Raw genomic sequence first — 14,275 nt, forward strand, 5'->3', positions numbered from 1 at the left:
TCCGGTTTTTTATGGTCGCGACCCTCAGCTCGACAGCAGCACCCTGGCCGAGTTGGCCGGTATGGTGAGCTGGATCTGCCCTTGCACCACCTCGAACTTGTCGCCGTTGAAGGCGTCGGTGAAGCGGCTGGCGGGGCTGGCGGTCTGCCACAGGGGTAGGCTGATGGTGCGCGGCTCCGTGGGGTGGCGGTTGCAGGCGACCACCACCTGATCGCTTTGCAGGGTGCGGGCGAACACATAGCTGTGGGGGCCGGCGTAGAGGGTCTGGATGTCGCCGCGGCGCAGGGCCGGGCGCTGGCGGCGCAGCTGGATCAGGCGGCGGTAGTGATCGTGCAGCACGTGATCCCAGTCCGTGGTCTCCCAGGGGAAGCAGCGACGGCAGTCCGGATCGTTGCCGCCCGAGAGCCCCACCTCGTCGCCGTAGTAGATGGACGGCACGCCGATATAGGTGATGAGCAGGGTGGCGGCGAGGCGCATGCGCTGCTTGTCCTCCCCCAGCAGGTGCAGGAAGCGGGCGGTGTCGTGGCTATCCAGCAGGTTGAACTGGGCCAGCTGGTTCTTGAACGGGATATGGGCCCGCGCCAGCTTGAGCCAGCGGTCCAGCTCCTCGGCGCTGATCTTGATGGGGTGGTAGGCGATGTCCTGCCCCGCCAGGAAGGCGCGGATCGGGTGGGCGAAGCCGTAGTAGTTCATGGCGCCGTCCTCCTGATCCCCCTGCAGCCACTGGCTCGCCTCGAAGAAGTGTTCGCCGAGCACGTAGGCGTCCGGGTTCTCCTGCTTCACGGCGCCGCGAATGGCGCGCACATGGCCGCTGTTGCCGATGGCCGAGCCCCGCTCCCCCAGCATGTGGATGACGTCGAAGCGCCAGCCGTCGATCTGGTATGGGGCCCGCATCCAGTAGCGCAGGATGGCGTTATCGGCGCGGTAAACAGCGTCTTGCACCTGCTCGCTGGAGAAATCCAGCTTGGGCAAACTGCGGATCCCCTTCCAACTGACATAATCCCCTTCTTTATCGAAGGTGTAGAAGCTGCGCCAGGGGGAGTCCGGATTCTGCTGGGCGCCGAGCGGCGGGCAGAACCAGGGGTGCTCGGTGGAGGTGTGGTTGACCACGGCGTCCAGGATGATCTTCATGCCGCGCTGGTGCAGGTTGCGGGTCAACTCGGCGAACTGCTCGTTGGTGCCGAGGTGGGCGTCCACCTTGAAGTAGTCCTGGGTGTCGTACTTGTGGTTGCTCGGCGAGTCGAAGATGGGGTTGAGATAGAGCGCCGTGATGCCGAGGGACTGCAGGTAGTGCAGCTTGGCGTCGATCCCCGCCAGATCCCCGCCGTAGAACTCGCAGGCACCGTGCCCCTCGTCTTGGCGGCTGACCGGCTCACCCCAGGCCTTGCTGATGACGGCCTTGCCCCGGTACTCGTATTCGTGATGACGGACGCTTAACGAGGGGTCGCCGTTGCAGAAACGGTCCGGGAAGATCTGGTAGAACACCTGATCCTGCACCCAGGTCGGCGGCTGGTGGCGGCCGTTGAAGCGAAAATGCTGCTCCCGCGGCGGCATGGCGGCGCTGATACCGGCCCCGTGCAGCCACCACTGCTCCTCGTCGGTGAGACACTTGAAGCAGTAGAGATGAATGTCTTGCCCCTTGGCGAGCGGCAGCTCGACCTGCCACACCTGCAACCTGTCCCGGGTCGAGACCGGGCGCATGGCCAGCAGGTACTCCTCGTTGTCCGGCTCGTGGCGCAGCCACACCTCCCGGATAGGCGCGTCCAGCTCGCTGAACAGGGTGAGCAACAGGGTGTCGGCACTCTCTTTGAACCAGGGTGCCACCTGGGGATGAAACAGGAAGGGATGGGTCATAGTCTCTACTGCGTCAAAGGTTGGCCAGGGGATATTACCCCGTTCGTGACCTTGTGTGTGTGCCGGCCGACCAGATTGAGACAAGGATCCTGTCCGCTCTGGTCGACTGGGCGTGAGTCTACTGGGTGAGCAGATCGGCCAGGGCATTGCCCTGCTCATGGAGCTGTTCGAGCTGATCCGCCAGGGTGGCGGGATCCAGTCCCAGCTCATTGGCCAGCGGCTTGGGGAAGCGGGCTATGATGGCCTGGGCCGGCACCCCGGCATGCCAGGCGAAGGAGACAAACACGGCGAGCCGGATCAGCACGGCCTCCTTGCTGACCGGCTGGTAGGAGAGGGGATCCAGCTGCTGGGCGATGGCATCGACGAAGGATTCCGACAGGTTCCAGCGCCGCGCCAGCTCGGCGCCGAGCTGGGCATAGTCGAACCCCAGCATCTCCCGCTGGGCCTCGACCCGGCTGCTGCCCTTCTCGATGGCCAAGTTGATGAGCTCGGCCTCTTCCGGCAGGGTGCTCTGGATCAGCAGCTCGCCTATGTTGTGGATGAGGGCACAGGTGAAGGCGGTCTCCGCATCCACCACCTTGGTCTGCTGGGCCAGGGTGCGGGCTATGGTGGCGACCTGGAAGGTCTGGGTCCAGAAGCGGTTCTTGTCGAAGCTGGGGGGAGCCTTGAAGCTGCTGATGATGCCGGAGGCGACCACCACGGAGCGCAACCGGTTGAAGCCGAGCCGGATCACCGCCTGCTCGATGGAGGTCACCTCGTTGCCTCGCCGCAGGGCGGCCGAGTTGGCCATCCGCAGCACCTTGACGCTGATGACCTGATCCATGGCGATCTTGGCCGCTATCTCGTCGATGCGGGCATTCTCGTCATTGAAACTCTGCATCAGCTCGTGCAGCAGTTTCGGGATTGTGGGCAGTTGTTTGATCTTGTCAAACAGGCGATCCATCGACATGGCTGAAGCAGCCTCCATTGCGAACAGTGCTTCATATTGTGCCACAGCCTGGCCACTTGTTCCTGTATGGACGCAGGTTTCGTGAGCCCTGGAGCCTCCTAGAACACCCAGTCTCGCAGCTTGTATTCCAAACGGTGCCGTTTTCCCTTCAAGATCAGCATCTCTGCGCTGCCACTCAGGGTGGCCCCTTCCGTCAGGGTGGCGAGTACCGCCTGCTCTATCTGATCGAGCTGCGGCTGGCAGGCCATGGCGGTGCTGCCGAGGCTGGTGACCCAGAAACGGTTCCCGTCGAGGTGACCCTGGCCGAAGTAGCGGTTGCAGCCGGCGATGCCGTTGACGGTGAAGTGCTCACCTATCTCGATGTCGGGGCGATTGTCCGGGCCGCTGGGGACGGGTTGGCCATCCAGCTTGTCGAGCACCCAGTGGTGGTGCTGCAAATCTTGCTGGACGAAGACGGGAGTACTGCTGCAGGCGCTGAGCAGGAGCAAGGCGAGCAGCAGTAGCAAAAATCTGGGCATTGAAGGGGCTCCGGTGATGGGAGCGACAAGCATACCCCTGGCGGTGCCCATGGGGCAGGGCGCGGGGGGGCGATCCCGACCGCTTCTGTCGTCCTCATGGGATCGGGGGTGTCGGCAAATGGCAACACTCGCCCCGGCCGAGTCGGGGCGCACGCAAAAGGGGTCACAATGTGACCCCTTTTGCTTCTCTATCGGCGAACCGCTTCTGCTATATCAGGCTCAGTTGGCAAACAGCCGCTCGGCATAACGGGCGAGACCGGACGCCACAGGGCCGAAGTCATCGCTGCCTTCCAGCGGAAGATAGGGGGCAGCTTCTGACCTATCCGGGATCAGTTGGCAAACAGCCGCTCGGCATAACGGGCGAGACCGGATGCCACGGAGCCGAAATCATCGCCCCCTTCCAGCGGGATCGCCGGCAGCTTCTGGCGGATAAAGGCCTTGATGAGCGGCGACTGGGCACTGCCACCTGTGACGAAGACCCGGCTCGGCTGCACGCCGGCGACGGCAATGGCCTCGTCCATCAGCTCCCCTATCTTCTCCAGCAGGGGCGCCGAGGCGGAGGCCAGCTGGGGACGGCTGAGTTCGGCCGCCAGCCCCTTCTCCAGCTCGCTCAGGGACTGCTGGTTGAGCTCATGGTCGGACAGGGCGATCTTGCCCTGCTCGGCCCGCCACACCAGCTGGTGGCTCAGCTTGTGAGCCCGCAGGCTGGCGAGGCGCGAGAGCTTGCTGCCGGGCTGGCTGTCGAGCTGCAGATCCTGCAACTGACGGGCGGTATCCAGGCTGTAGAAACGGCTCTGGGCGCTGACGTCGTTGATGGCTGCCGCGTCCCAGAACAGGGGATGGGGCAGCGGCTTGCCGGTCTTGAGGGTCTCGTGCATGCCGAGCAGCGGCATCATGCCCTCCACCGTCAGCCGGATATCGAAGTCGTTGCCGCCGATGCGCTGGCCGCTGTGACCGAGCAGATCGCCGCTGCGATCCAGCTGATCGCGATGGCTCGGGCCCATGCGTAGCATGGAGCAGTCTGTGGTACCGCCGCCGATATCCACCACCAGTACCACGGCATCCTCGGTGAGGCGGGCCTCGAATTCGAAACCGGCTGCCACGGGTTCATACAGAAACTCCACCTGCTCGAAGCCGGCGAGGCGGGCCGCCTCGCTTAGGATGGCGATGGCCTGGCGGTTGCTCTCCTCCCCTGCCAACCCCTGGAAGTTGACCGGGCGACCGATCACCGCGCCGCGCACCGGCTGGCCGAGCTGTTGCTCTGCCTCCTCGCGCACCTGCAGCATCATGGCGCAGACGATGTCCTCGAACAGGGCGATCTGGGGCGCCTTGAGGCCGTAGGCACCGAGGAAGGACTTGGGGGACTTGATGTAGTAGCCGTCGTCCGGCTCTTCCAGATAGCGCTCGAGGGCTGCGTTGCCGAAGCTGAGCTCGTCGATCAGCCCTTCTTCCCGCATCTGGCGGCGTACCGCCTGGGCCCGGGTCACCACGGGACCGCGCAGCTTGAGGTATTCGGTCTGCCGGGCAGGGGTCAGCCGTTCGGCCAAGAGGCCGGCGATGGCATCTCTGTGGGGAGCGTGCAGGGTGGAGGGCAGGTAGCGGGAGCCTGACAGGGTCAGCAGCCGGGGGCTGCCTTGTTCCATCACGGCGACGGCGCAGTTGGAGGTACCGTAATCAAATCCGATAAACATGGGCGGCCAGGCTCCTGTACAAAAAAGGGGGGCTAGCCTACCCGAAGGCGCCGGGTCTCACAACCCGGCGCACCTGAATGGCGAACTAAATGGGGGAAGGCTTATTCCACCTCGTTGTCGCTGTGGCCCTGCTGGTCGATGGCCTGGATGTTGCTGAGGGTGGTGTCGGCGATGGCGTGCAGTGCCTCCCGGGTCAGGAAGGCCTGGTGACCGGTGAACAGCACGTTGTGGCAGGCGGAGAGGCGGCGGAACACATCGTCGGTGATCACCTCGTTGGACTTGTCCTCGAAGAAGAGATCTTCTTCCTCCTCGTAGACGTCCAGCCCCAGGGCGCCGATGCGGGCGGTCTTGAGCGCCTCGATGGCGGCGTTGGAGTCGAGCAGGCCGCCGCGGCTGGTGTTGATGATCATCACCCCGTCCTTCATCTTGGCGAACGCCTCCTTGTTCAGCAGGTGGTAGTTCTCCTTGAACAGGGGGCAGTGCAGGCTGATGACGTCGGACTGGCGGAACAGGGTATCGAGATCCACGTACTCGGCGCCGAGATCGATGGCCGCCTGGTTCGGATAGGGATCGCTCACCAGCAGGCGCATGCCGAAGCCCTTGAGGATGCGCAGGGTGGCGATGCCTATCTTGCCGGTGCCTATGATGCCGGCGGTGCGGCCATGCATGTTGAAACCGACCAGGCCTTCCAGGGAGAAGTTGGCGTCGCGGGTGCGCTGATAGGCCTTATGGATGCGGCGGTTGAGTGTCATCATGAGGCCGACCGCGTGCTCGGCCACCGCCTCCGGTGAGTAGGCGGGCACCCGCACCACTTTCAGCCCCAGCTCCTTGGCGGCGACCAGATCCACGTTGTTGTAGCCGGCGCAGCGCAAGGCGATCACCTTGGTGCCGTTGGCGGCGAGCTCGGTCAGTACCTCGCGGTCCGCGTCGTCGTTGACGAACAGGCAGACCACGGGGAAGTGATGGGCGAGGCGGGCTGTCTTGGCTTCCAGCCGAACGTCGAAGAACTCCAGCTCGAAGCCGTACTGGCTGTTGGCCTGAGTGAAGTGTTCCTTGTCATAGCTCTTGGTACTGAAAACGGCGACTTTCATGGTGCGCTCTCCGCAGATATCGATGTGGTTAAATTACAACAACCGCTGGCCTTCATCACGAGATAAATTGTGGGGATTTAGCCCCACGGCATGATGGGGACCGCGCTCACCGCGCTTTTGTAAGAACCATCCACCAATTTGGTGCTGTAAGTCAGATAAACCAAGGCGTTACGCTTTTCGTCGTAAAAACGCACCACTTTCTGCTCCTTGAACACCAGGGAGGTGCTGACGTCGAACACCTCTTCCCCCTCCTTCAATTTGGCTGGCAAGCTGATGGGGCCCGTCTGATGGCACGACAGGGAGGCATGGGAGGGATCTTCCGCCAGCCCGAGCCCACCCTTGACGCCCCCGGTCTTGGGGCGCGCCAGGTAACAGGCGACCCCGGCAATCTTGGGATCGTCGAACGCCTCGATCACGATCTTGTGATTGGGGCCGACCAGCTTGAAGGCGGTGCTCACCTCACCGATGGGATCCGCCTTGTCGGCGAAGGCCGGGGCGGCGAGCAGGGCGGTCAGCAACAGGGGCAGGGGGCTGAGATACGACATGGCACTTTCTCCTGGCCTCAGTAGGGGAGGCCCAAGCGACGATAGAGGCTGGCCAGCACCCAGGCGGGGCCGATCAGCAGAAACTGCAGGTCGGCGAGGAAGGAGGGGCGTTTACCCTCGATCCGATGGCCGACAAACTGGGCTATCCAGAGTAGCACGAAGCCGATGATCGCCGGCAGCAAAAGAGGCCCTTGCCACCACTGGCAGGCCAGCAGGCCGAGGCCGGTGAGGGCCGCCATGCCGAAGAACAGCGGGACCGAGAGGCGCAGGTAGAACAGCAGCACGGGAATGGCTGCCAGCATGGCCCAGTTGATACCAGGTGGCAGGGGCCCATTGGGCAGGCACCAGAGCAGGGCGAGCCCGCACAGGTAGATACCGGGTACCGCCACCTTGTGGATGGCGATGTTGACCGGGTGGCGGTGGCTCTGACCATAGTCGCTGAACCATTGTTCGAGTCGTTTCATGGCACCTCCCTGGTGCTGTAGTTGAAACTGGTCACCCCGCCCATCCCGGGCGGGTCTGTGGTCAGTTTGCGGTCCTTTGAACGGGCCTTGTCACTGTGCGGCCGACGTCTCCCTGGGCGCCGTGCCCACCGGCGGGTAATCCCAGTATTGGGCCGGGATGCTCCTCAGCAGAGGGGTCATGTCCGGGTTGGTCAGGTGGATGGTGAGGCGCCGGTCCAGGTTGGCGCTGGCCAGGGCCTCACGGATCTTGGGACTCTCGCGGTAAAACGCCATGAAGCTACCATCGGCGTAGGCGCGTTCAAGACCGGTCTGGATCGCCTTGGCCAGCTTGGGGGACTCTGGGCTGACGAAGAAAAATTCGGCGAAGGGGTAGCGCAGCAGCAGATGCTGCTCGATGGCGAGATTGGGGTATTGCGCCGCCAGTTCGGCCCGCTCGGCGAAGATCTCCACCACGTTGCGCGGGAAGAAGTCGAGCTTGTCACCGTCGTTGATGAGGCGGAACAGGTTGCTGTAACGGCCCGCATAGGTGGGGATGCCGGCCTGTTCCAGGATCTTGTTATCGGCCCAGCCCACCCCTTGCGCCGCCTTCAATTTCTGGAGGTCGGCGAGGCCATTGACCTGGTTGAACTTCTCCTGTGCGTCGCTGTGGATGAAGGAGATGCGCAAGCCTTCCAGACCGCGAAACAGCGGGATGGGCACCGGGAGGAGGTAGGATTCGAGATCGCTGGACGTACCCATCCAGAATACATTGATGGTTTTGCCCTTGCGCAGCTCTTGCTGCAGGCTGTACTGATTGAGGTTGAGTTCGACCCGTTCCAGCTTGAACGGTTGTCCGGCCTTGGTGAGGGCCAGTTCCAGCAGCTTGAGCTGGTATTCGCTATCGAGGTCGTTGATCGGTCGGCTGGGGACCTTGACGGTGAGGGTCTGTGCTTGTGCCAGCAGCGGCAGGCACAAACACAGCTTGATGAGCCATTTCACTCTCTGCTCTCCTGATAGATTCCGGGACTTGCCCGGAGTCTATCAGAAGAATCAGGCGACGCGACGGAACACGTGGGTATCGTTGAATTCCTTGGTGCTCTGGCATTCGACGCAGAAACGGGACTCAGGACGTGCCTGCAGCCGCTTGAGGGAGATCTCGTCGCCGCAGGATTCGCAGTAGCCAAAATCCCCTTCGTTGATGCGTTTCAACGCCCCTCTCAGCTTGCGCAGATGCAACTTGTCGTGCTCGATGCGGTTCAGCTCCAGACGGCGAGCCTCCTCGATGCTGGCACGGTCGATCTCATCGGCCATCTCGTTGGTATCGGTGGCGATGGCCTGGCTGGCTTGGGAGTTGAGACGTTCTTCGAGCTCGACGATTTGTCGCTCGATCTGGCCCTTGTAGAAGGTCAGTTGGTCTTCAGTCATGAAATCACACATACGGTTTGCTACCAGTCAGTTTCCCAATTTTTCCCATTTATGGGGGCTGTCTGCCTGCAGACCAAGCCCTTGTCACCCGATTTGCACCAAATCCATGCAGGAGAGTGCAAATCAGGGCGGGCCTTGTACCAAAAAAATGCAGGTATGCAAAGCATATCGAATAAGGATTGTGCGCCCTTGCAAAGAAATGGCCCTCATCAGACAGGGTCTGACTGAGAACTGTCTGGGATTTATCCGCCGTTGGCATCGGCTTTGCAGTGACTTGATAGGGGCACAAGGTGTTTAGTATTTGGTGCCGCCTTGGTCATTATATAGGCCATTGTTTATAGTTTTTTAAACACCACCGCTTGACAAAGGGCTTTGTCGCGGGCTTTTATGGTGTGGTCGATTACATTTATTTAACAAGGGTGTTCCTTATATTAGACACCCTTGCCAATGACAACCGTAAAGTCGGGGTTTAACATGGACAGTATCAAGGGCTGGATGGAGAACAATCGCATCACGGAAGTGGAGTGCCTGTTTCCGGATTTCACCGGTAATGCCAGAGGCAAGATCATTCCAGCCAACAAATTTTTGCGCGAAGGGGGCATGCGGCTGCCCGAGGTCATCTTCACCCAGACGGTGACCGGCGAGTACCCGGATGACGACAGCATGATAGACCCGCTGGAGCGGGACATGCAGCTCTACCCCGATCCCAACACCATTCGTTTCGTGCCCTGGGCACTGGAGCCGACCGCTCAGGTGATCCACGACTGTTTCGACATCAATGGCAAGCTCATCGACATAGCGCCGCGCTCCGTGCTGCGCCGGGTCCTGTCATTTTACGAGAAGCAGGGCTGGAAGCCGGTGGTGGCGCCAGAGCTCGAATTCTATCTGGTGAAGCGCAACGAAGACCCCGACTATCCCCTGGTGCCGCCGGTGGGCCGCAATGGCCGTCCTGAAACGGCGCGCCAATCCTTCAGTATCGATGCGGTCAACGAGTTCGATCCCATCTTCGAGGACATGTACGACTACTGCGAGGCGCAGGAGTTGGAGGTGGACACCCTGATCCACGAATCCGGCGCCGCCCAGATGGAGATCAACTTCCTGCACGGTGACGCCATCGATCTGGCGGATCAGGTGTTCCTGTTCAAGCGCACCATGCGCGAGGCGGCGCACAAGCATGGCATCTACGCCACCTTCATGGCCAAGCCCATGAGTGACGAGCCGGGCTCCGCCATGCATATCCACCAGAGCCTGGAGGACGCGGACGGTCGCAACCTGTTTGGCACCAGCGAGGGTGGCAACTCTGCCCTGTTCATGCACTTCATCGCCGGTCTGCAGAAATACACCCCGGCGGTGACCGCCCTGCTGGCACCGAACGTCAACTCCTACCGCCGCCTCACCTTCGGCGAGAGCGCCCCACGCAACGTGCAGTGGGGGGTGGAGAACCGCACCTGTGGCCTGCGTGTGCCCTTCTCCGATCCCAGCGCGCGCCGGGTCGAGAACCGCTTCGCCGGCGCCGATGCCAACCCTTACCTGGCTCTGGCCGCCACCCTGGCCTGCGGCTATCTCGGCATGATGGAGAAGCTGGAGCCGTTGCAGGAGATGAAGGCGAGCGCCTATGACCTGCCCTACAGCCTGCCCCGCTCGCTGGAGGAATCCCTCAGCCATCTGGAGCAGTGTGAACCCATCAAGGAGATGCTGGGTGAGCGCTTCATTCGAGCCTTCGTTGCGGTCAAGCGCAAGGAGTACGAGACCTACTTCGGGGTGATCAGCCGCTGGGAGCGGGAGTTCCTGCTGCTGAACGTGTGAGCCCCTGGCGCGAGGCGCGCCTGACCACCACAGGGAGAGGCCGGCATGGGTCTCTCCCGTCCATGACTCGAGCAGCAAGCTGTGCAGCGCAATACCCGCGAGCCACCCGTGCGTGGCAATGACCTGGGTGCTGTCAGCCGCATCATGAATTCATAGAAGAACATCGCTTAAATCGAAGGAACCGAGGAGCAAGCAATGCAACACACTACCCGTGAGTGGCAACAACTGGACGCCAGCCACCACCTGCATCCCTTTACCGATTTTCAGGCCCTGAACAAGAAGGGCAGCCGCATCATCACCAAGGCCGAAGGCGTCTATCTGGAAGACTCCGACGGGCGCCGCATCCTGGACGGGATGGCGGGCCTGTGGTGCGTCAACATGGGCTATGGCCGCCAGGAGCTGGTGGACGCGGCAACCAAACAGATGCAGCAGCTGCCCTATTACAACCTCTTCTTCCAGACCAGCCATCCCCCCGCCGCCGAGCTGGCGACCCTGCTGGCCGAGATCACGCCGGCGCATCTCAACCATGTCTTCTTCACCGGGTCTGGCTCCGAGTGCAACGATACCGTGCTGCGCATGGTCCGCCACTACTGGGCCAGCAAGGGGCAGCCGGACAAGCAGGTGATCATCAGCCGCCACAACGCCTATCACGGCTCGACCGTGGCCGGTGCCAGCCTCGGCGGCATGAAGGGCATGCACGCCCAGGGCGGCCTGCCGATCCCCGGCATAGTGCACATCGATCAACCCTATCACTTCGGTGAAGGACAGGGGATGAGTGCCCACGACTTCGGGCTGGAACGTGCCCAGCAGCTGGAGCAGAAGATCCTGGAACTGGGGGTGGACAAGGTGGCCGCCTTTATCGGTGAGCCCATCCAGGGCGCCGGCGGCGTCATCATACCGCCAGCCAGCTACTGGCCCGAGATCCAGCGCATCTGCGACAAGTACGGCATCCTGCTCATCGCCGACGAGGTGATCTGCGGCTTCGGGCGCACCGGCCACTGGTTCGCCAGCGAAGGGTTTGGCATCAAGCCGGATCTCATGTGCCTGGCCAAGGGCATCACCTCCGGCTATCTGCCGATGGGGGCCGTGATGGTGGGGGACAGGGTCGCCAAGGTGCTGGTGGAAGAGGGGGGCGAGTTCAATCACGGCTTCACCTATTCCGGTCATCCCGTGGCCTGCGCCGTGGCCATTGCCAACATTAAGCTTATGCAAAGCGAAAGCATAGTTAAGCGAATTCATGATAACATCGGCCCCTATTTGCAACGCCGCTGGAGCGAATTGGCCGATCACCCGCTGGTGGGAGAAACCCGGGGGAAAGGTCTGGTCGCCGCGTTGGAAATAGTGCAGGACAAGCAGACCAAGCGCCGCTTCCCGGCCGAGCTGCAAGCCGGGATGACTTGTCGGGAGTTCTGCTTTAACAATGGCTTGGTGATGAGGGCGGTCGGCGATACCATGATCATATCGCCCCCCTTGGTGATCACCGAGGAACAGGTAGATGAATTGGTCAAACTGGCCAGGATCAGTCTGGATCTGACGGCGGCAAAGCTGCAGGAATAGGCTGAAACCAGGCAGATTGGCTTACGCATACAATTTGCTTAGGAGACAAGGACTATGTCTTTTAAAAAGGGAATGATGGCTGCTTCCGTGGCGCTGGTCATGATGAGTACCGGGGCGATGGCCGACGAGAAGGTGCTGCACGTCTACAACTGGAGCGATTACATCGCGCCAAATACTCTGGAAGACTTCCAGAAAGAGACGGGCATCAAAGTGATCTATGACGTGTTCGACAGCAACGAAGTGCTGGAAGCCAAGTTGCTGGCGGGCAGTTCGGGTTATGACATCGTAGTGCCATCGAACTCCTTCCTGGCCAAGCAGATCCAGGCAGGCGTCTTCCAGAAGCTGGACAAGTCCAAAATCTCCAACTGGAAAAACCTGGATACCGCCTTGCTCAAGGCACTCGAGCCAAGCGATCCGGGTAACCAGTTCTCGGCACCCTATCTGTGGGGCACCATCGGCTACGCCTACAACATCGACAAGGTGAAGGCGGTGCTGGGTGCGGATGCGCCGCTGGACTCCTGGGATCTGGTGTTCAAGCCGGAGAACATGGCCAAGCTGAAGGAGTGCGGCGTCTCCTTCCTCGACTCACCGACCGAAATGCTGCCGGCTGCCCTGCTCTATCTGGGCTTTGATCCGAACAGCCAGAAGCCGGATGAGTTGAAGAAGGCGGAGGAACTGTTCCTCTCCATCCGTCCCTACACGGCTTACTTCCACTCTTCCAAGTACATCTCGGATCTGGCCAACGGCAACATCTGTGTGGCGGTGGGTTATTCCATGGACCTGCAACAGTCCAAGGCGCGGGCGGTCGAGGCCAAGAACGGCGTCAATCTGACCTATGTGATCCCGAAAGAGGGGGCGGGCAGCTTCTTCGACATGCTGGCCATCCCGGCCGATGCGAAGAACGTGGAAGAGGCTCATATCTTCCTGAACTATCTGATGAAGCCTGAGGTGATCGCCAACATCACCAACCAGATTCATGCGCCCAATGGCAATAGCGCCTCCACTCAGTTTGTGGACAAGGCCATCAGCTCGGATCCAGGGGTTTACCCGTCCGAGGCCACCATGGCGAAAATCTATACCTTCCCGGCGCTGCCGGCCAAAGTACAGCGTGTAATGACCCGCAGCTGGACCAAGATCAAATCGGGTAAATAAGTGACGAATACCCCTCCCGGTCCGCAGTTCGGCCGGGAGGGAGGTGACCACCCGACAAGGTTGGACGGCGCGTAAGGATGCGCGACTGGCATTCACACACCAAGAGGACTGATAAGTGCACACGACCAAGATAGCGACGCTGGCCCTGACCCTGGGGTTTGCAAATCTGACCCAGGCAGCCCCTGTGGTTCATTTTTACAACTGGTCCGATTATATCGGAACGACCACCCTCAGTGACTTCCAGCAGAAGACCGGGATCCAGACCGTCTACGACGTGTTCGACTCCAATGAGACGCTGGAAGGCAAGCTGCTGACCGGCCGTACCGGTTATGATCTGGTCGTGCCCTCCAATAATTTCCTGGCCAAGCAGATCAAGGCGGGGGCTTTCCAGAAACTGGATCCCGCCCTGCTGCCGAACATGGCCAACCTGGATCCCTTGCTGCTCAAGCAGCTCGACAAGGTGGATCCGGGTCACCAATACGCCGTGCCCTACCTGTGGGGTACCAACGGCATCGGTTACAACGTCGAGAAGGTAAAAGCCGTGCTGGGGGTCGACAAGATTGACTCCTGGGCGTTCATCTTCGAGCCGGAAAACATGAAGAAGCTGTCCAGTTGCGGGGTTGCCTTCCTCGACTCGGCGGACGAGATGATCCCGGCGGCGCTGAACTATCTGGGGCTCAACCCCAACAGCCATGATCCGGCGGATCTCAAGCGTGCCGAGGAGCAGTTGCTGAAGGTGCGCCCCTATGTGGCCTACTTCCACTCCTCCAAGTACATAGGCGATCTCGCCAACGGCGACATCTGTGTGGCGGCGGGTTTCTCCGGCGACATCCTGCAGGCGGCGGCCCGGGCCGACGAGGCGGGCAAGGGGATCCACATTGCCTACAGCATCCCGAAAGAGGGTGGCAACCTCTGGTTCGACATGATGGCGATCCCGGCCGATGCCACCAATGTCAAAGAGGCACACGAGCTTATCAACTACATTCTCGATCCTCAGGTGATCGCCAAGGTGAGCGACTACGTGGGGTATGCCAACCCCAACACCAAGGCGGGAGAATACATGGACAAGCGTGTGCGCGATGACGAGTCAGTCTATCCCCCCCAGGCGGTGCTGGAGCGGTTGTATGTGCAGGATGCACATCCACGCTCGGTGCAGCGCCTGATCACCCGGAGTTGGACCAAGATCAAGTCCGGAACCTAACCTTGGCGCCCATCCCGGGGCGCCAGTTGTATTGATGGATCGG

13 protein-coding genes are annotated in these 14,275 nt (G+C 61.4%); 4 read left to right on the top strand and 9 right to left on the bottom strand.

Annotated features, from left to right (window positions below; genetic code table 11):
- Window positions 1-24: 24 nt before the first annotated feature.
- The 9 genes from malZ to CUC44_RS10700 all read right to left on the bottom strand — a co-directional run bounded on the left by malZ (window position 25) and on the right by CUC44_RS10700 (window position 8,528).
- Window positions 25-1,854, bottom strand: coding sequence for a maltodextrin glucosidase (malZ, locus tag CUC44_RS10660; RefSeq protein ID WP_100859936.1), 1,830 nt, complete (start codon window positions 1,852-1,854; stop codon window positions 25-27).
- A gap of 118 nt (window positions 1,855-1,972) precedes the next feature.
- Window positions 1,973-2,821 carry an HDOD domain-containing protein gene (locus CUC44_RS10665; protein WP_100859937.1) on the bottom strand — a complete coding sequence of 283 codons (849 nt, stop codon included), beginning with the start codon at window positions 2,819-2,821 and terminating at the stop codon, window positions 1,973-1,975.
- Window positions 2,822-2,901: 80 nt separating this feature from the next.
- Window positions 2,902-3,321 (bottom strand): META domain-containing protein, encoded by a 420-nt coding sequence (locus CUC44_RS10670; protein ID WP_100859938.1) that lies wholly within the window; start codon window positions 3,319-3,321, stop codon window positions 2,902-2,904.
- A 329-nt stretch (window positions 3,322-3,650) separates the two neighbouring features.
- Entirely contained in the window at window positions 3,651-5,012 is a 1,362-nt protein-coding gene (yegD, locus tag CUC44_RS10675; RefSeq protein WP_100859939.1) for a molecular chaperone, read from the bottom strand.
- A 101-nt stretch (window positions 5,013-5,113) separates the two neighbouring features.
- Complete coding sequence (locus CUC44_RS10680; RefSeq protein WP_100859940.1) at window positions 5,114-6,103, bottom strand: 2-hydroxyacid dehydrogenase; 990 nt, start codon at window positions 6,101-6,103, stop codon at window positions 5,114-5,116.
- Between the two features lie 77 nt (window positions 6,104-6,180).
- Window positions 6,181-6,648 carry a CreA family protein gene (locus CUC44_RS10685; protein WP_100859941.1) on the bottom strand — a complete coding sequence of 156 codons (468 nt, stop codon included), beginning with the start codon at window positions 6,646-6,648 and terminating at the stop codon, window positions 6,181-6,183.
- Window positions 6,649-6,665: 17 nt separating this feature from the next.
- A complete protein-coding gene (locus tag CUC44_RS10690) occupies window positions 6,666-7,112 on the bottom strand; it encodes an Mpo1 family 2-hydroxy fatty acid dioxygenase (protein ID WP_100859942.1) in 447 nt (148 codons plus the stop codon).
- A gap of 90 nt (window positions 7,113-7,202) precedes the next feature.
- The gene (locus CUC44_RS10695; protein ID WP_100859943.1) at window positions 7,203-8,090 is read right to left on the bottom strand and encodes a hypothetical protein; all 888 of its coding nucleotides are present in this window, start codon (window positions 8,088-8,090) and stop codon (window positions 7,203-7,205) included.
- Between the two features lie 51 nt (window positions 8,091-8,141).
- Window positions 8,142-8,528, bottom strand: coding sequence for a TraR/DksA family transcriptional regulator (locus CUC44_RS10700; RefSeq protein ID WP_100859944.1), 387 nt, complete (start codon window positions 8,526-8,528; stop codon window positions 8,142-8,144).
- A gap of 462 nt (window positions 8,529-8,990) precedes the next feature.
- Here CUC44_RS10700 and CUC44_RS10705 point away from each other — a divergent pair, with 462 nt between their 5' ends.
- The 4 genes from CUC44_RS10705 (at window position 8,991) to CUC44_RS10720 (ending at window position 14,232) form a co-directional block, all read left to right on the top strand.
- On the top strand, window positions 8,991-10,322 hold the full coding sequence (locus CUC44_RS10705) for a glutamine synthetase family protein (RefSeq protein ID WP_100859945.1): 1,332 nt from the start codon (window positions 8,991-8,993) through the stop codon (window positions 10,320-10,322).
- A 195-nt stretch (window positions 10,323-10,517) separates the two neighbouring features.
- Complete coding sequence (locus tag CUC44_RS10710) at window positions 10,518-11,879, top strand: aspartate aminotransferase family protein (RefSeq protein ID WP_100859946.1); 1,362 nt, start codon at window positions 10,518-10,520, stop codon at window positions 11,877-11,879.
- Between the two features lie 54 nt (window positions 11,880-11,933).
- The gene (locus CUC44_RS10715) at window positions 11,934-13,031 is read left to right on the top strand and encodes an extracellular solute-binding protein (RefSeq protein ID WP_100859947.1); all 1,098 of its coding nucleotides are present in this window, start codon (window positions 11,934-11,936) and stop codon (window positions 13,029-13,031) included.
- A gap of 115 nt (window positions 13,032-13,146) precedes the next feature.
- Window positions 13,147-14,232, top strand: coding sequence for a polyamine ABC transporter substrate-binding protein (locus tag CUC44_RS10720; RefSeq protein WP_100859948.1), 1,086 nt, complete (start codon window positions 13,147-13,149; stop codon window positions 14,230-14,232).
- The last annotated feature ends 43 nt before the right edge of the window (window positions 14,233-14,275 follow it).

The organism is Aeromonas lusitana (genome assembly GCF_002812985.1).
In the GTDB taxonomy this organism is placed as follows: domain Bacteria; phylum Pseudomonadota; class Gammaproteobacteria; order Enterobacterales; family Aeromonadaceae; genus Aeromonas; species Aeromonas lusitana.

Excerpts from the sequence above, each read along its gene's own strand:
- malZ (WP_100859936.1), bottom strand. The coding sequence starts at position 1,854 with ATGACCCATCCCTTCCTGTTTCATCCCCAGGTGGCACCCTGGTTCAAA.
- CUC44_RS10665 (WP_100859937.1), bottom strand. The coding sequence starts at position 2,821 with ATGGAGGCTGCTTCAGCCATGTCGATGGATCGCCTGTTTGACAAGATC.
- CUC44_RS10670 (WP_100859938.1), bottom strand. The coding sequence starts at position 3,321 with ATGCCCAGATTTTTGCTACTGCTGCTCGCCTTGCTCCTGCTCAGCGCC.
- yegD (WP_100859939.1), bottom strand. The coding sequence starts at position 5,012 with ATGTTTATCGGATTTGATTACGGTACCTCCAACTGCGCCGTCGCCGTG.
- CUC44_RS10680 (WP_100859940.1), bottom strand. The coding sequence starts at position 6,103 with ATGAAAGTCGCCGTTTTCAGTACCAAGAGCTATGACAAGGAACACTTC.
- CUC44_RS10685 (WP_100859941.1), bottom strand. The coding sequence starts at position 6,648 with ATGTCGTATCTCAGCCCCCTGCCCCTGTTGCTGACCGCCCTGCTCGCC.
- CUC44_RS10690 (WP_100859942.1), bottom strand. The coding sequence starts at position 7,112 with ATGAAACGACTCGAACAATGGTTCAGCGACTATGGTCAGAGCCACCGC.
- CUC44_RS10700 (WP_100859944.1), bottom strand. The coding sequence starts at position 8,528 with ATGTGTGATTTCATGACTGAAGACCAACTGACCTTCTACAAGGGCCAG.
- CUC44_RS10705 (WP_100859945.1), top strand. The coding sequence starts at position 8,991 with ATGGACAGTATCAAGGGCTGGATGGAGAACAATCGCATCACGGAAGTG.
- CUC44_RS10710 (WP_100859946.1), top strand. The coding sequence starts at position 10,518 with ATGCAACACACTACCCGTGAGTGGCAACAACTGGACGCCAGCCACCAC.
- CUC44_RS10715 (WP_100859947.1), top strand. The coding sequence starts at position 11,934 with ATGTCTTTTAAAAAGGGAATGATGGCTGCTTCCGTGGCGCTGGTCATG.